The following is a 22,173-nucleotide window of genomic DNA, read 5'->3' on the forward strand; positions in this document are numbered from 1 at the left end:
TGGTCTTATGGCTTGCTAATCACAGCAGGTTTTGGCAGCGTAATTCGATGAATTCGTTAATCAGTGGCACGGTCAAGTCACTCGGCTCAACATCAAGAACTTGGATTCCACTATGACGCAGCGAATGCAGAGCTTTCTGTCGCTGCTGAAGCAACTCAAATGCCACGGCCTGTCGTGATCCGTCGAGCAACGACGAAACGGGGGAATGGACAACTTGCTCAAGCAAAGGAGTTCGTAGGGCAGCAAATAGGAGGACATGCTTTTGTGCCAGACGAGCGAGTGAGGTACGAAACCGCGTTGAGGTTTCTACGTCAACGATATCAGAGAGTAGTACAATCAGCGAACGGCGAGACTGTCGCAATTGCAATTCTGCGAACATCGCTCCAAAGTCTGACTCTCGCCACTCGGACTGAAGATCGTAGATACTATCAGCCATGCTGTGGACGGAGCTCACTCCTGAAAGAGGTGCCCGGTACCCTCTCACTTGATTGTCGAAATAGCCTACCCCGCAGCGATCGCCATGCCTCAATGCAACCTCGGCAAGCATCAGAGCCGAATCAATAGCGCAGTCTAGCTTTGTGCCCGCGGAAGTCTTCGCACCCATGAGCCGACCGCAGTCGATGATGATCATGACGTCGCGATGTCGCTCAACCTGATAGCGACGGACGATCGGGTGCCCGAGTCTGGCTGTTGTGCGCCAGTCGATTCGTCGCGGGTCATCACCGTGTCGAAACTCAGAAAGTGATTCGAACTCGGTGCCTGCTCCGTTTTGACGTGCCCTAGTGATTTTGTCGAGCATGAGGAGCTGGGCTCTTTGATCTTCGCTGAGCCCTTCTTTAGATACGAAGGTTTCCGGCAAGATCTTGATGCTTGCTCTGCAGTCGAAATCTTTCTGTGCTTCCAAAAGCTTCCAAGGTCCCTGTGCCCTTAGCCAGACGGGACCCAGCTCATAACGTCCACGCTCAGGAATTCGCAGTTGCGTCGTCGTTGTGGCTATTCCATGAGGTGGTATCGCAATCGATACAGGGGAGTAATCAGGAATAGCCGTGTTAGGCAACACATCGCGCACAACGCCAAGGAGCTCTTGCTCTGATTGGTTAGAGATTACCAACTTCGTGAGAAAGGGAGTATCCCTGCCTACAAGAGACGTTTGCCGTCGAGAGACTTCAACCTTGGAGAGCAGACTTCGGAGAAGGCGAACCTCTCGGATTGCGAATGCTGCTAATGGAATCGTACCGAACAGTAGTACCCAGGCAGCCTGCGGCACAACAAAGGTGAGAGGCGATAGTACTGCCAATCCCAAAATTGCGCGGATGAGATTGGCACCTGGACGAAGCCTCACCGTGGAACCTCAACAACTTCCAGGAGGTTGGCTAGGACATCGTCGCTGGAGATTCCCTCAAGCTCTGCCGTAGGGCTGAGTACGACCCGATGACGCATTGCTGGCTGGAAAGCTCTTTGAATATCGTCAGGAGTGACATAATCTCGCCCATCAAAGCAAGCTAAACTCTTGGCAGCCATGAGGAGCATGAGTCCAGCACGAGGGCTGGCTCCCACAGAGAGCAAATCGTCTTCGCGTGTCGCTTGTAGCAGCTGGCAGACATAGCCAACAACCTCTTCGCGAATCTGCGTTGCGCGGATCGAGGCTCGAGCCTCCAGGATGTCGGCAGCCTTCAAGATTCGTTGTACATTCATTCGTGCTGGGTCAGATTGACCTCCCGTAGCATGATGCTCGGTCAGCACTCGTTTTTCTTCGGACATCTCCGGATAAGTCACTAGTACCTTGAACATGAAGCGATCTAGTTGGGCAAGCGGCAACGGATAGGTGCCTTCCTGCTCGACAGGATTCTGAGTCGCAAAGGTCATAAAAGGCTCTGGCAGATTGTGCGACACACCATCGTAAGTGACATGCAGCTCCTGCATCGCCTCCAATAAGGCCGACTGCGTTCGGGCTGAAGACCGGTTGATTTCGTCCGCCAGCAGGAAATTAGTGAAAACAGGGCCCTGCCTGAACTCGAATTCACGAGTATCCTCACGATAGATCGAAGAGCCGGTCACGTCGTTGGGCAGCAGGTCAGGGGTCATCTGGATACGACGGAATTTCAGATCAAGCGTAGCGGCAATGGTGCGCACAAGTAATGTTTTGGCGGTTCCCGGAGGTCCCTCTAACAAGACGTGACCACTGCTAAACAGAGCTGCCAGCGCGAATTCGATGACTTCGTCTTGGCCATAGATCACTTTGCCAATTTCATCACGTATTTTTCGGTAGGTTAAGTTGAGAGACAATCGCTCACCTTTCGAGTTGCTAGGAGTATTTCGTCTTTGTGCGCGCGAGGATTATCCAAAACCACATCAGCATTCTTGAGCGCAGCCTCAAGTTGACTTGCCTTGTGCGGCAGACGCTTGGAGAGCAACCTGAGCACGACATCTACGTTTTGTTGTTGGGGAGGAAGCCCAAGTGTCTTGCAGAAATGCCACAAGACCCCGTTACGCACTTCACTTAAAACATGCTTCGAGCTCTCCCTGCCTTTGAGAAGGAAACGCGACATCGCTTCAATATACTCGCCGAGGGTGCGACGCGAGGCGGGTTTGTCTTGCCGACTAGGACCTAAGAAGATGGCTTGCCGCCAAGCCCACAGCCCGACCACCACGAGAATAGCTACCACGATGGTTGCATAAGGGAGTTTGGACAAGAGCCAGAAAGCATTCCCGCGTATAGTCAGACCATGGTAAAACTCATCGAAAATAACCCTCGTGCGCATCCCTGTTATCAAGTGAGTGAGGAGTACGCTGTTGTCCCCACGATCTAAGCTGGCGTTACTAGCCAAATACGGATTGCTGATAATAGCGACACGGCCCTTGCCCAAGGAAAACAAGGCAGCCAGTGTTCCCGTCGTGTTATCTTCTGGATACTCCACAGTAATTCGTGCAAGTGGCTCAAGTCCATCATGCTCAATTTCCCACGACCGATCGCTAGGCAGCTCGACTCGGCTGGTTTGAGAGCTTAACGACTCCCATTCGCCTTGGCAGGTAATATCGTACACAGCGGTAGGACGCTGCTTGGTCCGAAAAGCATCGCGAACAGCCCCGCGAAGACTTTCGGGCTTTGAGTCAGAGCGACGAGAATCGTTTGGGCTCAGTAATTCGATCTGTTCGATGACGACCCTATCCAAGCCAAGTTCACCGAGTAACGAGATCGGGATGCAACTAGAACAGTTCTTCTCAGAACAGCGTCGGCAGTTCTTGTCGTCGGAATCTCTCTCGTAAATATCCATGCTCGGTGTGACGACTAGGTATCCGCCGTCGCGTACCCAATTTGCTATTGTTTTGAGGTACGCTGGCTCAGTCTGAACAACGCTGTCTCGAGGATTCCACAAAACATAGCTAGTCGGAATGGAGCTCTCAGGGATTGCTGGGATAAGAGCTCTTTCTGTCTCATAACCCAAAGCCTCCAAGAGATCGTGAACGGCACGGTAACCCTCTGTTCGTGTGCCGTAAGAATTTCTACCGAGGGTACTTTGCGTTTCACCGCCCCAAAAAAGGGAAATGAGCGCTGCCGATACCGAAATGATGGCAATAGATACAATCGCAATGATGACACTACGCGCTGTCAGCATGAGTACCTGCTTTCGTCTGAAGTCTGATTTCCGCGTAGGCGTCACGACACTTGAGATACTCTTCTTCGCGGCAGACCCCGTTTCCATACCAACTGACATCAATGGTCTCGACAAAGGCTCGCAATGAGTCCACGAAGCGTGATTGACTATAGCGTCGGAGGTATTGTCTATTCGTAAGACCCGGGCTAAGCACTCGTCCTTCCACTGCATGAAGATGGACTAGGCTCGCACGAAAGAGAAATCGCACAGAGGAAATATAGTCATGCTGGGCAACCGCCTCTTGGGCAAGTTGCTCGAATTCCTCAGCTGTTCGTTTGCGATTCGATGACAATGCCGAGATGAATTTCGAGTTCCGCGTCGTCGGTCTGAGAGCAGAGGTAAGTGAGTAGATTATGTGGCCAATTAGAAAAACAAGCAGTATGAATAAGCCGATGACGATCAACCAGCGTAAGCTCTCAGGCAAGCCCTCCATCGCGTCAAAAATCCAGTGAAAGGGAGCAACTACCCACTCGAGGAGTTGCAGCATGATATCGACAATCGTGTCACCGGCACGTGAATCTGGTTCGGTCTGAAATTCAGGGCCGCTTAGAATCTCTGCTGCGGTGCGACGAATTCTTTCTGGATCGGGAGGTGTCAAGGGAGCGGACATTCGAGGTAACCTAGGGAGAACTTGCTCACAGAGCTGCCTCTGGCTCAGTAGTGATATCCAGGCCAACATTCTCAGCGAGCAACGTGAGATCGAAGTTCTCAACTTTGCATCGACAAGAGAAATAGAACACGACTATCGCAACCGTCGAGAACACAAAGGCTACAGAGCTCAAGAAAGCCTGAGCTGCAGTGGCCACATGTTGTTGGGGGATGAAAATCGCTCCGCCGACAATACCCCACTGAATAACGCCGAGTACCAGACTCAGCGCAATGAGCGTACCAATATTGCCTTTAACCAGTTTCCTGCTTCGCGAAAGCGCAGCTTTTCCACTTTCGCCACCGATGACAACTGCATGGGTCGAAAGAAAGAACCAAAAGCTGAATATGATTCCAGGGATGATGAGCAGGATAAAGCCGCCCATGATGGCCAGCATCTGCAAGATCCAAGTTCCAATGAGGGGGATGAAAATCTTTGTCGCGTGAGAATAAGAGCTGCCGATCGACGCTTCCTTGCTGAGGTAACATCGAGAAACGGCATCGATCACCGCAGCGTTCGTGATCGGGACGATGATAAACCCAAACAAGATAACCAATGGCATCGTGTAGATCGAAGCTTGTGCAGCTGCTTCCTGATAGACCCTAAAATCTTCCATGGTCGGGCTGGCTGGCAGCTCTGGGAGAACCGCCAGTGAGACAAAGCCTTGCAACAAGGCGAACGGAAGATACAAGACGGCAACGATCCCAAACAGCAAACCGAAATGGTTCTTAACAAGCTTAACAGTCTGATCGAGGATGCCACCTAAGCCTAGAGACTTGATCTCGTACTGCATTTGATATCCCCTACACAAGAATTTGCGGGTTTGCGGACAAGGATGGGTAATTGAGACACACGTTCAAATACCCAAGGCCCATCTTATCGGAATCTACTACCAATGACATAGTCTCTTGTTTCAAAGTTTGATGGGATTTGAGGGGCATCATTGGGTGCAATTCTGATTTGCCGGCGGCAATTAGTGCCGTTGACCTTGATATTGAAAAATACAAGGTCAACTTGCCTCGGTCGTAGAGACCTGTGCCCCTAGCTGCAAAAACTTAATCGCCATTTGCAGAGCAACAAACCATTTGAAATGGGCCATCCAAACAAGCGTAGTAACCGGAAATCTCGGCCGCTCTCGCTCGGTCGCAATGACAGGAAGCGGACACGGCCGTTCTGCTTGCTCGCCCTGGTGTGTGCTCGTAGCGGCCAGCTTGGCGAACGTAGAATCGTTAGGTGATCGGCTAGTTTTCTGGAGCGAGTTGGCGGCCGCTATTAACGGCGCAAAGGATTAAGGCCGCCAGGCTTGTCCAGAGGCGGCATCGCTAACTTGGTCACTTTGGTTGCTCGCGGGCCTACCTTAGGATTGTTCATGACAAATTGAAGCTTTAGCGATTCGAGAACGTTCGAGCGGGATGCGGATGCGATGGCGTTGTTGATACGCGTGAGTAAGTAGGCCTCGGGCTTCGCGACGGCAATGCCGTACTCCTCCGACCGGATGCCCGTGTAGTCCTCAGGAAAGTCGGTTTCCTGCACGGCAATGATCGCTGCGGCATCACCGAGCGTCCGTACGTGTCCCTGGGCAAAATCGTAGTCGGTGACGATCGCGTCGACCCGGCCACGCATCAACGCGTCGAACGATTCGTCTACGTTGGTCGAACGGGATAGATTCTCAGGCTCAGTAAACGCTTCAGCCACCATTTCGCTAGAAGTACCCGACTGCACAGCCAAACGACGGCCGAGCAGGCTAGAGCCCGTGCGGAAGCCCCCTTTTTTCAACACGACAAATGCTTGTGAAGTTTTGTAGTAGGGCTGGCTGAAATTCAGGCCGAACTCTTCTTCGCGTTCTGGTGTGATAGTAATCGTCGATATGAGGAAATCGACCTCGTTACGACCCACCGATTTCAATAACTGCCGCCAGTCGTAGTTGTGAAACACAGGCTGGACGTCGGGTGTATCTGGCAAGAGATGAGCCGCTAGCCAACGCGCCAGCTCGATGTCGTAGCCCGTGAGCTGACGCTGTTGTTCGTCGTAATACGCAAACTCACCTTGCGAGGAGTACGTTACACCGACTCGCACAATTCCCGTCTGTCGGATGCGATCAATGCTGTCTGAGTAAAATTCGAAATTCCCTACGCTACTTGTGGCAATCACTTGCCCGTCGTCTGAGAGAGCATCAACGCGCCAATAGACTGGGCCGTGTGGGAAGTCGACCGGCAATTCATGGTTTGTCAGCCGCGTTATCGCCTGCTGAGCATGTTTGCTACGAAAATCCGGCTGCGTGTCGAATTGGACCTGGTACTTTACTTTACCAATTGCGTGACGTCCGAACTGCCATTTGAGCCGCGCAGTGGGTGAGAACAACACGGCTGGATGATCCGTCGACAACGACCGGGGGCTGATCAGGTCGATTTGGCTCCTCTTCAGAGGAGCCAACGCTTCGACGAGTTGATGACTCACTGGAGTTCCCGCTTGCTCGAGTGCGGAGTTGAGTTTTTCCACAGTGACGACATCATTGGCAAACGACCCCAACATATCTTCCAGACGCTGTTCACGATCGTGGCGTAGCTCTCGCTTGGCGCTGATGAATCGGTGCTCCATCTGGCCAAACTGATCGGCAAGTTTCTCAGCACGAGACTCCAGCCCTTGGCGGGCATCTTCAATCTGTAGTACGGCAGTTTCCGTTTCGCTAAGTTTGCTCTGAAGCCAATCAAACTGCGAGATGCGGTGTTGTGCTAGACGGATCTTGTCTTCCACATCGTCAAGCACTTCGTCCGATGCGTCGAGCTTCTCTTGCGTGTCTTCCAACACCGGTCCTGCGGTCTGTGCCACACGGTCAGCGACCATTTCCTCCAGTACATCCTGAAAACGCAGTAGCCCCAGCAACGCGACGATTGCCACAGCTACAAGCGATCCGCAACCGAGGCGGGTGATCCACTTTTTGATGTCGAGCACGCAGTCCTGCAACACTTCACGGCGTGCGAATTGATACGCACGATCATCCAAATCATCCAATGGCAAAGAAAAGTACTCGTGACATCGCCAGCATTTCCTTGCATTTACGCTTATCTGCTCGTTGCAATACGGGCATTGGCGCGTCTGCTCATTGGCCAGCAGTTGCACAGTCGCCGGCGGCTCGGCAGCCGGGTCGTTTCTATTTGCAGCACTGTGGTAGGAATTCATCGAATGCTTCACCAGAGAAGAATCTGCTACGAGTGGCACTTATTACGAAAGTGAGAATACTCGGCCGTCTTCTCCTACTTCGGTTGCATCTTGCCGTAAGATTCGAAAAAACGGCAGAGTCACCGAAATCAAACGAGATTCGCATTGCTAGCAATGCTGGTGCCGAGGGTTACTGCCTGACGGTGCGGAAGCGTTTGTATGATGTCGAGAAACGCCACTCGCTAGTGAGAATACAAGCAGCATTGAAGCGGATATTACATCCCATAACTATCCGTTCGTAAGAGAGGTCTATCCGGTAGGTCCCTGTATTCGGTGGCCTCAACCGATTCGCGTTGCCGTCTGACTGGCCCGGGGAACTGCAAAGTCTGAAAATGTCATTTCGAAAGAAGTCGAATCCGCCGAAGGCGGAAGGAATCTGCTCTCAACTCTGGCTCAAATTGCGAGTCCTAGTAATTTGGCACGGTCGCTGTCGCCTGGTCGAAATAACGGGGAGCGGACGTTGCCGTTGACATAGTCTCTTGTTTCAAAGTTTGATGGGATTTGAGTGGCATCATTGGGTGCAATTCTGATTTGCCGGCGGCAATGAGTGCCGTCGGTGAGATCGAAAGCACGAATAACAAACATCGGAGAAATGTGGAGGAGGAACGTTTATTGAGAGGCATCCGCGACTGTCCAAAAAGTTATAGGCTCCCGCGAACGAGGCGTCACTGCAGAAGCTCGCCTCGGCGTTGCCTGATCGCTGGCGAGACTGACCGCGAAATCTCTCTTATGCGTAGGGGTTTCAAATCAGTCATTTTACAGAGAAACTTTTCGACAGACTCGTAGCCGAGCTGCCACCTACGGAGACTTCGAACTTGCCCGGTTCGACTTGGTAATGCTCCTCTTCGCTATAGAAGCCTAGCGAATCGTAGGTCAGAGAAAGCTCGACGATTGTCTCCTCGCCGGGCTCCAATGTCACGCGTCGAAACTGCTTAAGTTCCTTCACAGGGCGCACGGTGCTGGCCACTAGGTCGCGGGTGTAGAGTTGCACGACTTCGGTGGCGGCGCGGTTGCCGGTATTTTTTAGTTCTACACGCGCTACCAGAACTTGATCCTTGCCGATGCTATCGTTGGAAATCTCCAGCTCACGGTACTCAAACTGTGTGTAAGTGAGTCCGAATCCGAAAGGGAACAGCGGGTAGGGATCGGAGTCGATGTAGTGCGAGGAGTAACGCGTGCTGCTGGCCATGGCTTTGACCTTGTCGAGTGTTGGCGGTGTGTAATCGGCAGCACTCGGGCGGCCGGTGCGCATGTGATTGTAGTAAAGCGGAATCTGCCCCACCGCCTTTGGGAAAGTCACAGGCAACTTGCCCGAAGGCGCCACCACGCCCAACAACAAATCAGCCAGCGCCGGCCCTGCCATCGTGCCTTGTTGCCAAGCATAGAGCACGGCATCGACCGCTTCAATTTCCTTACCAATCGTAAGCGGACGCCCGGCTTGCACAATCATGACCACGGGTGTTTCTAACTCGGCCAACGCATGAACCAATTTACCTTGAGAGCCAGGTAACGAGAGCTCCGAACGAGAATGGGCCTCGCCACTGAGAACTTCCTCTTCGCCCACGAACAACAGCACCACGTCCGCAGCCTTGGCTGCTTCAACCGCCGTGGCAATTTCCTCAGGGGCCTCGCGATATTTGGTTTGCAGGCAGGGCGTATGCGTAAGTTGCACTCCCTCGTGGAGCATCTCTTGCAGTGCAGCCCAAGAAGTTCGACTGTCAGAAGCCAAGCCATCCATCGTCCAAGTGCCAAGCTGGTCCTGCGGCGAATCCGCCAGCGGCCCGATGACCGCTACCTTCTTCAATGCGGCTTTCTCCAACGGCAATACACCGTCGTTTTTTAAGAGCACTACACTTTGCTGGGCCAACTCGCGAGCGACTGCTAGGTGAGCGTCGCACAGGAGCTCTGGTTGATTGGTATCTGCATAAGGTTTGTCAAACAGCCCGAGCTTCACTTTGGCAAGCAAGATGCGACTCACGGCATCGTCGACCATCGCAATGTCGATCGTTTTCTCTTCAACGAGTTGCTGGAGGTTCTCTTGGTAACAATTGGAGACCATCTCCATGTCGAGCCCGGCAAGCATCGCCTGCGTGGCAGCTTGGCGCTTGTCGGCAGAGTAGCCGTGGGAGATCATCTCCTTCACGGAGTCCCAATCGCTGACTACGAAGCCGTCGAAGCCCCATTCGTCTTTCAGCACCTCGCGTAGGAGTCGTTCGTGTCCAGTGGCCGGCACCCCGTTGACGGTGTTGAAGGCGCTCATGATAGTGATCGCCCCGGCATCGATACAACCTTTGAACGGTTTCAAGTAGACGTTTCGCAACTCGTTGCGGGAAACCATAACGCGGTTGTAATCGCGCCCGCCTTCTGCACGGCCATAGGCTACGTAGTGCTTGGGACACGCCGCGATGCCTTGCAAGTTGCCATCCTCATCCGGTTGCTGAAAGCCTTTGACCATGGCAACGCCAAGAGCGCTGGCGAGCACCGCATCTTCGCCGCAACTCTCCGCGATGCGGCCCCAACGTGGGTCTCGAGCGATATCGACCATCGGGGCGAAGGTCCAGTGAATGCCCACGCGGCTAGCTTCGTTGGCAGCAACCTTGGCGGCTTGCTCGACGAGCTCAGGGTTCCAGCTCGAAGCCTGTCCGATAGGAATGGGGAAGACCGTCCGAAATCCGTGGATCACATCGCGGGCAATGATCAACGGAATTCCCAGTCGAGAATCTTCGACGGCCACGCGTTGGGCATCGTGGACGAGTTGTTCAGTCCCTGTGAAAAACAGCGAGCCCGCTCCTCCAGTAGCAATGGTCTCCTTCACCTTCTCTGCGAGCAGGTCGCCCTCAGGATGAATCTGCTGTAACTGACCAATCTTCTCCTCAATACTCATCTCGGCGAGCAACCTGGCGACGAACTGCTCTGAGGAAAGTCCTTCGCGATTAATTCGGACTCTCGGCAAGTCTTGCTTTGATTGAGCATCGCTGCGGCTGCCTTTTTCCTGCGTGGTCGGACCGGTGGCCTGTGTGGGGCCGGTAGGGCCTGTAGCCGTTTCGGCCTGAAGCGAGCGATTTGGAAGGAAAGTCACGACACACAGAGCTAGGACAAGGAGCCCAACCGAGAGTGCTCCGGAACGCTTGAGATTGATCATGGTGGAGAGAGTTCTTTCGAGAACAAAAAACAAGATGCTGAGTTGCAGGGAAGATTGGCTAGGCACAATCATGAGAAGAGCATGGCAATTGAATGCCCATTATAGCCAACGTACTCGAACAACTGAAGGATCGAGATAGCCTAGCGCTGGCGACGAAGGAATGCTGAAAGAAGGCCCACCAAGAGCAGCAGCGAAGTTGGCTCGGGCACACTGCTAGAGTTGGCCACTACGCTGCCGTCGCCGAATTGTTGTTGCCAGAGGAGCAGATCAGCTCCGTCGCTAAAATCATCGCCATTGGCGTCGGAACCGGGGCCGCCAAAATCAGCATTCCATTTGTCTAAGTCGGCGATGTCCACAACTCCACTGTTGTCGAAATCAGCCGTCGGAGCAGTCACGAAGGTGTCGAGCACCTGGTAGCCCAAGTCCCGTAGCAAAGCGGCATCAAGCTTAGTGAGATACTTGCGTGTCGCATCGAGTGAGTTGGGGTCGAGAGTGACCTCAGAGATTATTCCGTTGGAATCCCATACTTCAGACTGCACATCATTTGCGAAATGCCCGGTACTGCTCTTGGGCACGGGCCCTCCATACTCGGCAACTAGATTTGATCCTATCAAAGTGTTGCCTGATACTCCCACATAGGTGGACATATTGCTGCTGGTGGCTCCGAGGGCATGGAGCATCTCATGCAGGGCAGTCGCGTAGAGATCGGACTGGTTGACTGCAGCGGGATCAATCGAATCGAGTTCAAATCCCTTCCACACATGTAAGCTCGTATGCCAGTCCCAGTTGTCGGAGGTGATGTCCGATGTCGGCATTTTGTTAGGATCCTGGATACCGTAGTCGTCTGTCGGGTCGATGCCAGGGTTTTGCCCGGTGTACCAAGTGTCGCCAGTGTCGAAGTACATCTTGCCGCCCCAGGTGTTGAACTCCATGCCAGCATTCCCAGCGGCGTTACGTCGATCGCTACTGTCCCAACCTGCCTTGGCATGCGAGGAGGTGCCCGAGTCGAACTCGAACGCTCCCACATAGATCACATATTCGTTGGCCCCAACCGAGGAGAGATTCGTCAGGTCGAAGTTGTAAGAAAATCCTGCTCCATCGCTTTCCGGTAAACCCGCCACGGGGTTGCCGTTCAGATCATTGAGTGAACTGGCGGCAATGTCGGTGAAGCTTAGGTCTTTGTTGAATACCGAGATCGCATCCCAGTTGTCATTGGTGATGATTGCAGAAAGAAAGGACGCGGCCGAGTTCACGGACGCACGCCTGGCGAGTCCTTCGGGTGAACCACTAAACCAACCTTCGTTCGCCTCGTCGATGCTGTAGTCGAGCACGATATCGATCGCACTGGCACGAGGCACAGCAAACAGAGCCACCACCAACATGGCTCCTACATAGATATGTTGTTTTATCGGCCCCAAGTTAGATTCCAATCGAAAAGCTAGCTTCGCCCAAGGTCCCGCGCTTAATGGCTCGACGGGAGGAGTGACGAAGCGGGATACTACAAATCGAGCCCAGTAATGATTTGATCGTCGCTCGGGTTGCCGAGATACATGTGGGTACGGTGGTCTAAGTCTTCGTTGAGGAAATGAACCGAACCATCAACGAACACGCACATGACTCCTCCCGGGTGCCACCCAAAGGCACAGTCGTTGATATCGCTGCCAGCGCGACTGTCGGGGTAGTTGTCGAGTTTGCCAAATGCTGCTTCTACTGAAGGGTCCTCATTCTGACTCCAGAGCGCTTTGATACCCGAGAACTCGCAGTTAAGCGAGAATTCTGTCTTGTACAGCATCACCTCATCCCAGTCGCCGCCGGGGGTGCCAATCCACATCGGCCAGCGCGTTCCAAAGTCGTTTGTTTCGATTGCGTACGCTCCTTCTGCCGCAGCAATCGTATTGCTCAGGCCGTCGGAAATCTGCTTAAAACTGATCTGGGTATAGGCAGGCTGGGTGATCTTCAACTCTATGGGAGTGCCTCCATCGCCGGGTCGGTACCTTCGGAGTCTCCCTGCCGCGGCGTCCTTCGGATCGGGGCGCACGAGGACGCCTTTGCGGCCAACGCCCTTTGACCCTTTGTAGGAAGTCGTGGCATATCCACTCGCTAATCGAGCTGGAGTAGAGCTTGTCGATTCCGGAACATTGAGAGGAAGGTCCGCCGACGGACAGATGAAACTGGGAATCGGTACGTCCCCGGAAGGGATAAACATACCAACCGAATAAGCGTCCTTAAAAATCTCGTAGTTCTTCCATGGAGATTCGGAATTGCCTTGTGGATCCTCAAAGGCTGAGATCGCGTCGAACCTGCTTTGCTGTTCGATGAATGGGAGCACACGCGTAAACCAGCTCAGCCCTTGGGAATTGTCGGTGGCACTAGGCCTAGGGTCGCCATACACGCCCTGGGGTAGTTTACCCTGAGCATCGTGAATGTTTTGTAGCGACAAGCCGATTTGCTTGAGATTGTTCTTGCACTGAGTACGCCGAGCCGCCTCGCGCGCTGCCTGAACCGCCGGTAGCAGCAGGCCCACGAGCACACCGATGATCGCGATCACGACCAGTAGTTCGACCAGAGTAAAAGCGAGGCGTTGAGAGCGCTTGCAAGAACGGTTTCGCAGCATTGATGTGGGGAGGGTAGTCATCTGTACGATTACTCCATTAAATCTGGCGAGTTCGGCGACCTGGGCCGCAGACACCGAAGGCGGTTAGAAGCAATGCAAGGCTTGCGGGCTCGGGAACCCCTGTCGCGTTGGGGGTGCTCAAGCTTGCTCCATAGTTGGCGCTCCAAGCAGCGACCGCCGCGGCGGGATCGGCTTCTTGCTGAGCGAGCAGAAAATCGGCACCGTCGACATCGTTATCATTGTCAAAGTCACCTGCGAGGCTCGACCCAACAAGCTTCAGGGAGGCCAATACAGAGAGCCCATCCCAATTCGTCACATTCCAAGCCGTAGGATCGTCGAGATACGACAAGCCAGTCAGGCCATTGATTACCTTAGCGCGGGCATCCGAGGCTGAGGCGTTGAGCGTGATTAACTCCGCACCCGCCGACATAAAGGTAATGGTCCCGTCAAAGTTCGAATCGACCAGATCGAAGCCTCCGATCGGATCACCCGGGTGGCCGCCTGGGTCGGCAAGCAAAGTTGCCACTGACGTTCCATCCAGCACGAGGGAAACACCCTCGTGGATGGAATTGGCTAACAAGGTCGATGAGCCATTAAGCGTTAGCGTCGAGCCTGCTGCTTGGGGACCATTGGTGAACACATCTTCGACATTTCCCCAACCCGGACCACCCGGGTGGTTGTCCAGGTCGCCGCCCATCCCTCGCGTGCTGAGTGCAGTGTCGTGAACCGTCAGATCAACCTCGTAGCGCAGACCGATACTGTCAGCAGCTTCAAACGTTGCGCCAGTGATCGAGGTAGCCGAATTCTCGAAGATCAGGTTGCAGTTGTCGGCGAGGCAGCTATTTGCACCAGTGATAAAGGTGGTACCGTTGATACTGGTCTTGTGAAAATCTTGAAACTCAATGTCATCATCGGTCGATTCAATCGTGCCACCGGAAAGGACATTTGTTCCTTCAAGGAAAATATCTTGGTGAACCTTGATCGTGGCATCCGTGAGCTTCAGCCCAGAACCGTTATTGAAGTCGAGCTCGGTTCCCAGATTGGTGAAATCGAGAAACGAACCGGCGGTGAGTTCCAGGCTGCCCCCTACTTGGAAGTCGGCCTCCCTCCCGTTTCCAATGACGCCCACTGTGTCGCCGTCGATGAGCAGTGCATGCCGGATGGGGCTACCCGGGTTGATCGTGTTAGCTGGAGGATTATTGCCTTGGGCATCTTCCCAATTGGACTCCGTGAAAAAGTCACCCCCAGATGGCCCGACAAAAGTGAAAGGGGACGGCACCAAGCCGGCTTTGGCAGTCGTATCGACGACGTACAGGTCGTTGACTTCCGCAGTGGTGAGATCGCCCAAATAGTAGATCTGGGACGAGTCATTCGAGTAAACCATTTGCCCCCCTTCGGCCGAGGGCGAAACGTCGAAAATACCCGAATTGATGGGTGCCGGCTCGCTCACCCGCACGCTATTACCAGTGCCCCCGGTGATGGGTGTCTGAAACAATTCGTGATTCGCCCCGTTGTTCTGACCTGCGGCATAGGCGACATGGGTGCCGCTAGGAGCAATGGCGAAGCTGCTTACGTCGCCCGCCCAATAGAGATCGTCGCTGATCCTCGTGGGCGTTCCGCCGGCAAGCGGCACTGAAAATAGCTCGTTCTTGCCGATCGTTTCGTAGTCCCCAATAAACAAGACATTCTGTCCGTTGGGGGTCACTTGCAGTTGGTTGGCGATGGTAAAGTCGTGGGCAGTTGCTGTTAGAGGAATCTCTGTGGAGGTACCGCCGGAGGTGGAGATCGTGAACAGTTTTGGCCGGATACCACTCTTGTCAGTTCCAACTCTTACCGGATTGTCAGGTGCGTAGACAATCGAGGAACCGTTGGGTGTTACCGCGAACAACCCGCCATCAATATCTCCGTCGCCGGGCGCGGTAACTGCCGTAACTGTCCCCGCAGAATTTCTCTTGTAGATCATGTCCCAATCTGGTGACCCATCATACGGCACAGGCGAGGCAGGAAACGTGGGAATGGAACCGCCGAAGCCGGCGTTGTTGTTCAGGAAAAAGACGTCGGTCCCGCTGTATATCGGGTGGCTGCTACCATCGCCAGGTGATGCCAAGTTCGGGGCTGCTCCAAGCAGGCCTGTAAACGCGCTGGACCCTTCTCCTGTGATGGGCATCGTGTAGATGGTGTTTGAGGCAGTTGAATTACCATCGTGAGCAAACAGAATCGTCTGGCCATCGGGCGAAATGACCGGGGCAAAAGCAACGTCGTAAGTAAATGCACCCCCAGATGTACTCAATTGGGTGACTAGTGGCATATCCACTGCGGGATTTGCTGGGACCGGTAAAGAATAGACGCGATCTTTATCTTCGGGGAAGAATGTCGCGGTCGCGACAATGGTATTCCCGTCGGGGGTCAAAGCGATATTGTCGAACTGGTCAGTCGGCGACGTTGCCGGATTGGTCATTATTCGAACAGCGTGCACATCGCCCGCCAGAGTGGCCACAGAACAACAGGCAAGCAGTAGCCTAGTGACAGATTGGCGCATCGATATCTCCTCCACAATTCCCGTGATCCAATATGACCCTATTCCGGCATGCCCTTGTTTTCGGTATGCCAGAGCGATTCTACTCGGAACAAGCGGCAGAAAATGCGCCGCCATGTTCCGTAGTAGAACCCATTCAATCAACTAGTTGGAGCTACATGGCAAAGCAACAAGAAATGGTCTCGTCGGTTCAGCAAGTAGCCGATTGTTTGCGCCGCCTATTCTAACGACGACGTCGAATGACTCCGACCGACGTGAAGCAAGCAAGAGCAAGAAGTAGGCTGTTAGGCTCAGGAATGACAGTCACGGTTGAGATACCAAAGGATTCTTCTGCGATTCCCGCGCCTGTGGTATGGCCTTCGTCGATATGGATGCCAGGGACCAGATCAGTGATTTGCAAGGTGCCAGGATCGAAATGCCCCGTGAAACTGAATGACATTTCGTCGCCCAGACTAAAGGAAATCGGAGCGTCGGTATCGAAATCGATGTCATTGTCAAAGTCAGGACCGAAGTCCTCGTCGATAGAGAAACTGATAACGTTTACTGTCGTTGAGGTGGTCACATTCGTCAATGTGCCAGACTCCGAGGCTGCACCCAGCGTCGCGCCATTATCGATCACCATGAAGTTGGTGGCAAAGTCTTGAATATCCCAGTCGTTAATATCAGTGAGCGGATCCACTCGATCAGAAAATCCGCTTCCCGTACCGACAACATCGACACCACCGTCCGCAGCGGGTGTGAAGACAAAGTCAAACCCTGCTTGCGCCGTTGAAATCGGAACAAGCCCACACAAGGCCACAGCAACAAAGTAACGCGCAAATACATTCCTCATCAGAATCACCCTCCCATAGGTACACGAAAAAAAGCAGACCAGCGCAATCAAGATGATCGCCGCCCGCCTGCCAAATAGGTTGTCTCTCTGCCTGACGTTATATTAGTCTATCGCCCCCGGATTGGGTCAAGAAATATTCCCCCATTTTTGGTCTCTGAGACGTTATATTAGACCGATCCACCAGTGGGCCTGCTGGAGTCGCGTTTTCGCCCTCAAATCCTGGTTAAGAGACTGAGAGATTGAACATGAATACATGTTATTACGACATGCCGCACCTACTTCGGGCCGCTCTCTTGAGTCTATTGGCCATCTTTGCCTTATCCGCCGGTAGCCTGCGGGCAGAGGAAGGTCAGCCGAAGGCCCGGCTAAGTAACTCTGAAAGCAAAGAGGCAGTGTCAGCTGCGAAAGCAAAATCAATGGCCCCTCCGGCAAGTGCCGTTAGCCCGGGAGCAGAGCGTTTAAAAGGAACAAGCGAGCCAACGGTCAAGAAACGCCTCGAAAACAAGCCAGCGCCACCCCAGGTGAGCGTGCCTGCGGAAGCTAAAGGCAGTACGGAGGATCGCCTAGCTAAGCGTAGTCAGAATAAGAAGCCGTCGCCCGGATCGGAAAAGCTCCTGCCAAGCGATTCTCAATCGCAAGGGAAGCTCACGATTGGGGCGATCTCTCAAGCACAGGAACAACAAAGTCAGTTGACGTTTCGGGCGCGTGTAGACACGGGTGCCAAGTCGTGCTCGATCCATGCCGTGAAATTCGTCATCAAAGATCCTGCCGAGGAGATGGAAGACAACATCGGCAAGCCGATTCGCGTGAAGATTCAGAATCATCGGGACGAATCGAAGTGGATCGACACGAAGATTGGCCGACTGGTGCGTGTGAAGACCTCCGAGCGAGCAGAGCTGCGCTACGCAGTACCGTTGCTGCTGGTTCACGGCGAATTGGAAAAGGAAGTCAGCGTTACGCTGAACGACCGCAGCCACATGGTTTATCCTTTGCTGCTGGGTCGGAATTTCCTGCATGGCGACTTTGTCGTTGATGTCGAGATACCACAATAGAGGTAGGAGCCTTTTCTCAGGCGGAAGGCACGCATCGCGTCTGCGAGTGGGCTGTGAATGTTCGCTAGGCTGAGCAATCAAGAGTCTCCTCTCCTCTCCTCTGCATTTGCCCAATTGTCTCAGCATACCAGCCGGGATGCTTTTCCGGTAAAGGACATGATTGCTACTTGCCGGTAACACGCTGGTAACATGCACTTCCTATCATACATGTCGTATCGCCCGCGTTGCCTATCCACTTTGCTAGGCTGGCCATTTAGATGCCGTGGTGCGTCCCCCGCTCTTCGAGAAAGAGCCTTTGACCAAATGGAGAAACGACATGTTCCATCCCCTCACTAGGAACCGCCCATTGAGCCTGTTGCTATTGGCCTGCTTTTGCATGGGGCTGCTCGCCATGCCGGCAGCTGCGGCTACTGCTTCGGAGCTATTGGAAAAAGCCATCTACGCACAGGAAACCGTTGGCGACTTAGATAAAGCCATCGACATCTACGAGCAAGTGCTAAACGAACACGAAAAGTCCGCCGAAGCCGCGGCTCAAGCACAGTATCGCATTGGTCTGTGCTACGAGAAGCTCGGCAAAGCGGACAAAGCGGCTGGCGCGTTTCAAGCGGTCATTGATGACTTCCCTAGTGCGAAGGAGTGGGTGAAGCAAGCCAAGGGCAAGCAACCCGGAGCGCCAGACCTGCTACCCGTGCCTTGGGGCGACGGTGACGAAATGATTATGGAGATCAAATTACCCAATGGCTTAGCCGCGGGGCAGCAAGTCTTTCGCATTGCCAAAGCAGAGCATGAAGGTCGCCCGGTTTGGGAATGCGATGCCTGGCAGACGATCACGCTCAACGGCATGGCGGGCAAGAGCCATGTGCTTGTCGATTTCGAAACCTTCGCCCCGATCGAGAGTCAGTGGAAACACACACTGCTGGGCGAAGCTCAAGCCGTCTACGGCAATGATCAAGTGGAAATTGAGCTGGCCGGCAAAGACAAACCCAGCACGAAACAACTCGACAGTCCTTATTACGATAACGAGCAAGCAGCGGAACTATTTCGTCGGCTGCCTTTAAGGGAAGGCTACAAAGCAAAGTTCGACGTCGTAGCGATCCTTAATAATGCGACTATTCCCCTAGGCTTAGAAGTCACGGAGATTGAAACCGTCGAAGTACCTGCTGGTAAGTTCGAGTGCTTCAAGCTAGAGCTCGACATAAAGCAGACGTTTTGGATTTCCAACGACGAGCACCGGTACATCGTGAAGTTTGTTGCGGGAGGTGCGATTGCCGAGCTCACGGAAATTCGCCAGGCGAAGCCCAACGAGAGCAAGCTGCTAGAGGGCAAGGGATTTCGTGTGACACTTCCGCCGGGTTGGTACGCCTACGCCCCAGGCGAAGCGGACGACGAGGGCAAAACGGGAACTACTTTGATCGGCCCTAATGCCTCAATCAACGCTCGCATCGAAACAGGCCCCTTGGGGAAAATTAAGGAGAAGCACGATTCGCCTCGCGATTGGGCGGAACACGCTCTAGAGCATTACGGCAAACAATTAGGAAACTTAAAGCTAAGCGAAAAGGGGATCGAGATCATCAAAATTGGTGATCGAGAAGCCGTGGCTGTTGAGTTTGAATACCGTGAAGGGAAGGTTGCGAAGCGGGCGAGACGGATTTGCGTGTTCGGGGAATCGACTGCTGCGAATCTGCGCTTCACGACCGAGCGGGACGACTTCGAGAAGTTAGTGCCGTCGTTCGAAGAAATCGTTTCCAGCCTCACGATTAGATAGCCCCAGGCACTAGAGGAACTAACGTTGATGCAAAACGACCGCCAAGCGTGGCTCATTCTACTACTCCTACTCACGGTACTCGTGCCGTCAGTAGGAGTGGTCTGGATGATGCGCGAGGCGGTTCGCAACGAACGGCTCGCTTCAAGCCAGCTGCTGCGAGAAGCCTACGAGGCACAACTGAAGTCAGCGGCTAAATCCGTGCAGCAGCAATGGTTTACTCAAATTAAAGAACTGGCCGAACAGGTCGACATCACCCAGCCAGCCCGCTCGTTTGCCAAGCTTGCCAGCAGGGGGAGGTGCGACAGCGTGTTGATCTTTGATCCGCTTGGTAAGCTACTTTACCCTGAGCCTATTACATCACCAGAGCCGCCCGCTGAGGATGAGTCCCAACGATGGTTTCGCGCCGAAAGATTGGAGTTCGCCGAGCAAGAATTCGATAAGGCTGCGGAGGTATTCGCCGCGATAGCACGTGAGGTACATAGTTCGGTAGAAAACGCACGTGCGCGGCAAGCTGAAGTCCGCTGCCTGCTAAAGGCTGGAAAACAAGAGCAGGCGATTAGCCTGTTGGAGTCGTTGCGTGGGCTCAATGACGTTTGCGATACGCAAGGACGCTCTTTTGCCGCGACTGCCGAACTTCGCCTGCTGGAGCTACTAAGCACCGAGTCACCTCGCTGGCAGGAAATCGCAACGACGCTCACCCGCCGGCTCAACGACTACGATGGCAATTCACTGTCCTCTTCGCAGCGGCGATTCTTAATGAGCAAGCTCCAACAGCTGTCGTCACAACCGCTGAAGTTGGCAACCGCGGATGCTGAAGCACTCGCCGCCGAAGCCGCGCCGCTAATCTCGGAAGGCATGCGTTCACATAAATTGAGAGAAACTGAGCTGCCCGGCGTGTGGAGCCAAGCCGACATCCAGGGCCGCTTCGCAGCACTGTATCGCACGGATACGGTGCGCGACAAACTCCTTGGACTTACCGCTGAGTTACCGCTCCCTAGTGGCGTTGAATTTGCTGTCAGCACCCGCGCCGAGAGCTTGGAGAAGCTCGGAGATATTTCTCTGGGGGAGAACTTAGGCCACTGGCGTTTGAATCTCGTCTCGGCAGATGGAGCGAATCCCCACGACGAGTCACTCAAGCAGCGCCGGGCTGTCCATTTTTGGATTGCGGGACTCATCGTAGCCACGACCTTTGTGTTGGCTTGGTTGCTCGCGCAGACATTGCGACGGCGTCTGAAATTGGCACAATTGAAAAACGATCTTGTGGCAACCGTCTCACACGAGCTGAAAACGCCATTGGCATCCATTCGCTTGCTCGTCGATACCTTGTTGGAGGACGACGGCAAATCCGATGAAGCTACTCAAGTCCAAACACGAGAGTACCTGGAGCTCATCTCGCAAGAGAACTCTCGGCTCACGCGGCTCATCGATAACTTTCTCACTTTCTCTCGTGCAGAGGGAGGGAAGCAGCATTTCGATTTCCAATTGATTGATCTACGCGACGTCGTGCGCGAGTCCGCCAGTGTGTTTCGAGAGCATGTCGATGAGGGCGGCTTCGAGCTTGGAATTGACCAGGGGGACCCGATCTATGTGAATGCTGATTTCGATTCACTCGTCACCGCTGTTGTGAACCTCTTAGAAAACGCCCGGAAGTACAGCAGCGATACGAAATCCGGCGACAAACTGATACATCTCTCTGCCAAACAAACGGGCAGTCGGGCAGTGCTGGCCGTTCGAGACAATGGCCTCGGGCTAAGCGCTCGCGCCGCAGGCCGTGTGTTCGAGCGTTTTTACCAAGTCGATCAGCGTGTAGCGCGCACCCAGGGCGGTTGTGGACTAGGGCTGAGCATCGTACGCGCCATTGCCGAAGCTCACGGCGGCGAAGTGAGTGTGGAAAGTCAGAGCGGTGTCGGCAGCACGTTTACCATTAGCTTGCCGCTGGCGTCGATGGGGAGCACAGCATGAACCCTACCCAACGAGTTCTTATCATTGAGGATGACCCTACTTTGTTGCGTGGTCTGAGCGACAACTTCGCAAGCGCCGGCTTTGAAGTTGAAACCGCCAGCGACGGACAAGCGGGCCTTGCCCAAGTGCTTGCCCAACCACCGGATATTGTCGTGCTGGACATCATGCTGCCGCTGCTCAACGGTTACGATCTTTGCCAGCGCGTGCGTCAAGCGAAACTCGACTTGCCGATCCTCATGCTCACGGCCAAGGGGCAAGAAGAAGAGATCGTGCGCGGCTTGGAACTTGGCGCGGACGACTACATGACCAAGCCGTTTGGCATACGCGAATTGCTCGCCCGTGTGCAGCGGCTACTTCGCCGCCAAGCAGGCGACACGCCCGAGGTGGTGGAGATCGGCGCTGCGGTGTTCAATCGTGTGTCTCAAAAACTTACGCGAGACGGAGCAGAGATTTCGCTCACTCGCAAGGAATACCTGCTACTGGAATTCTTCGTGTCGCAAACCCATCGAGCACTAACTCGCCGAGAAATCATGGACCAGGTCTGGGGCCGCTCCTTGATTGTCAGTGGCCGAAGTGTCGATCGCTGCGTTGCCACGTTGCGCAGTAAGATCGAGCCGCAGCCGGGCAAACCCCAGCCGAGCAAGCCGCAGTTCATCCATACGATTCGCGATGTGGGCTACCGGTTTGAGCTACCGTAGGACCAGCCTTTTTGACTAGTTGTTATGGCGAATATTGATTCTCACCGTTCT

At 54.0% G+C, this 22,173-nt stretch carries 15 protein-coding genes; 4 read left to right on the forward strand and 11 right to left on the reverse strand.

Going from position 1 to position 22,173, the window contains the following annotated elements; translation table 11 throughout:
- Window positions 1–19: 19 nt before the first annotated feature.
- From HG15A2_RS02275 to HG15A2_RS02325, 11 genes are all read right to left on the reverse strand, one after another.
- Window positions 20–1,342 carry a DUF58 domain-containing protein gene (locus tag HG15A2_RS02275; protein ID WP_145057424.1) on the reverse strand — a complete coding sequence of 441 codons (1,323 nt, stop codon included), beginning with the start codon at window positions 1,340–1,342 and terminating at the stop codon, window positions 20–22.
- The gene (locus HG15A2_RS02280; RefSeq protein WP_145057426.1) at window positions 1,339–2,286 is read right to left on the reverse strand and encodes an AAA family ATPase; all 948 of its coding nucleotides are present in this window, start codon (window positions 2,284–2,286) and stop codon (window positions 1,339–1,341) included. The genes HG15A2_RS02275 and HG15A2_RS02280 overlap by 4 nt, the downstream gene beginning before the upstream one ends.
- Complete coding sequence (locus tag HG15A2_RS02285; RefSeq protein WP_315851213.1) at window positions 2,271–3,716, reverse strand: DUF4350 domain-containing protein; 1,446 nt, start codon at window positions 3,714–3,716, stop codon at window positions 2,271–2,273. The genes HG15A2_RS02280 and HG15A2_RS02285 overlap by 16 nt, the downstream gene beginning before the upstream one ends.
- Window positions 3,601–4,266 (reverse strand): DUF4129 domain-containing protein, encoded by a 666-nt coding sequence (locus HG15A2_RS02290; RefSeq protein WP_218932277.1) that lies wholly within the window; start codon window positions 4,264–4,266, stop codon window positions 3,601–3,603. The genes HG15A2_RS02285 and HG15A2_RS02290 overlap by 116 nt, the downstream gene beginning before the upstream one ends.
- A 25-nt stretch (window positions 4,267–4,291) precedes the next feature.
- Complete coding sequence (locus HG15A2_RS02295; RefSeq protein ID WP_145057432.1) at window positions 4,292–5,095, reverse strand: hypothetical protein; 804 nt, start codon at window positions 5,093–5,095, stop codon at window positions 4,292–4,294.
- A 479-nt stretch (window positions 5,096–5,574) separates the two neighbouring features.
- Window positions 5,575–7,482, reverse strand: a complete 1,908-nt coding sequence (locus tag HG15A2_RS02300; RefSeq protein ID WP_145057434.1) for a transporter substrate-binding domain-containing protein — start codon at window positions 7,480–7,482, stop codon at window positions 5,575–5,577.
- Window positions 7,483–8,272: 790 nt separating this feature from the next.
- The gene (gene bglX, locus HG15A2_RS02305; RefSeq protein WP_145057436.1) at window positions 8,273–10,663 is read right to left on the reverse strand and encodes a beta-glucosidase BglX; all 2,391 of its coding nucleotides are present in this window, start codon (window positions 10,661–10,663) and stop codon (window positions 8,273–8,275) included.
- A 140-nt stretch (window positions 10,664–10,803) separates the two neighbouring features.
- Window positions 10,804–12,081 carry a PEP-CTERM sorting domain-containing protein gene (locus HG15A2_RS02310; protein ID WP_145057438.1) on the reverse strand — a complete coding sequence of 426 codons (1,278 nt, stop codon included), beginning with the start codon at window positions 12,079–12,081 and terminating at the stop codon, window positions 10,804–10,806.
- 80 nt (window positions 12,082–12,161) lie between these two features.
- A complete protein-coding gene (locus tag HG15A2_RS02315; protein WP_145057440.1) occupies window positions 12,162–13,298 on the reverse strand; it encodes a DUF1559 family PulG-like putative transporter in 1,137 nt (378 codons plus the stop codon).
- A gap of 16 nt (window positions 13,299–13,314) precedes the next feature.
- Window positions 13,315–15,816, reverse strand: coding sequence for a TolB-like translocation protein (locus HG15A2_RS02320; protein WP_218932278.1), 2,502 nt, complete (start codon window positions 15,814–15,816; stop codon window positions 13,315–13,317).
- A 220-nt stretch (window positions 15,817–16,036) separates the two neighbouring features.
- Window positions 16,037–16,645, reverse strand: coding sequence for a hypothetical protein (locus HG15A2_RS02325; RefSeq protein WP_145057445.1), 609 nt, complete (start codon window positions 16,643–16,645; stop codon window positions 16,037–16,039).
- Between the two features lie 245 nt (window positions 16,646–16,890).
- On the opposite strand from HG15A2_RS02325, the gene HG15A2_RS02330 reads away from it, so the two are divergent.
- The 4 genes from HG15A2_RS02330 to HG15A2_RS02345 all read left to right on the forward strand — a co-directional run bounded on the left by HG15A2_RS02330 (window position 16,891) and on the right by HG15A2_RS02345 (window position 22,122).
- Window positions 16,891–17,697 carry a putative ATP-dependent zinc protease gene (locus HG15A2_RS02330; protein WP_145057447.1) on the forward strand — a complete coding sequence of 269 codons (807 nt, stop codon included), beginning with the start codon at window positions 16,891–16,893 and terminating at the stop codon, window positions 17,695–17,697.
- Between the two features lie 316 nt (window positions 17,698–18,013).
- Window positions 18,014–19,462: a DUF3108 domain-containing protein gene (locus tag HG15A2_RS02335; protein ID WP_145057449.1), complete on the forward strand. Its 1,449-nt coding sequence runs from the start codon at window positions 18,014–18,016 to the stop codon at window positions 19,460–19,462.
- A 27-nt stretch (window positions 19,463–19,489) separates the two neighbouring features.
- A complete protein-coding gene (locus tag HG15A2_RS02340) occupies window positions 19,490–21,424 on the forward strand; it encodes a sensor histidine kinase (RefSeq protein WP_246117858.1) in 1,935 nt (644 codons plus the stop codon).
- A complete protein-coding gene (locus tag HG15A2_RS02345; protein WP_145057451.1) occupies window positions 21,421–22,122 on the forward strand; it encodes a response regulator transcription factor in 702 nt (233 codons plus the stop codon). The genes HG15A2_RS02340 and HG15A2_RS02345 overlap by 4 nt, the downstream gene beginning before the upstream one ends.
- Window positions 22,123–22,173: the final 51 nt, after the last annotated feature.

The sequence above is a fragment of the Adhaeretor mobilis genome (assembly GCF_007741515.1).
In the GTDB taxonomy this organism is placed as follows: Bacteria; Planctomycetota; Planctomycetia; order Pirellulales; family Lacipirellulaceae; genus Adhaeretor; species Adhaeretor mobilis.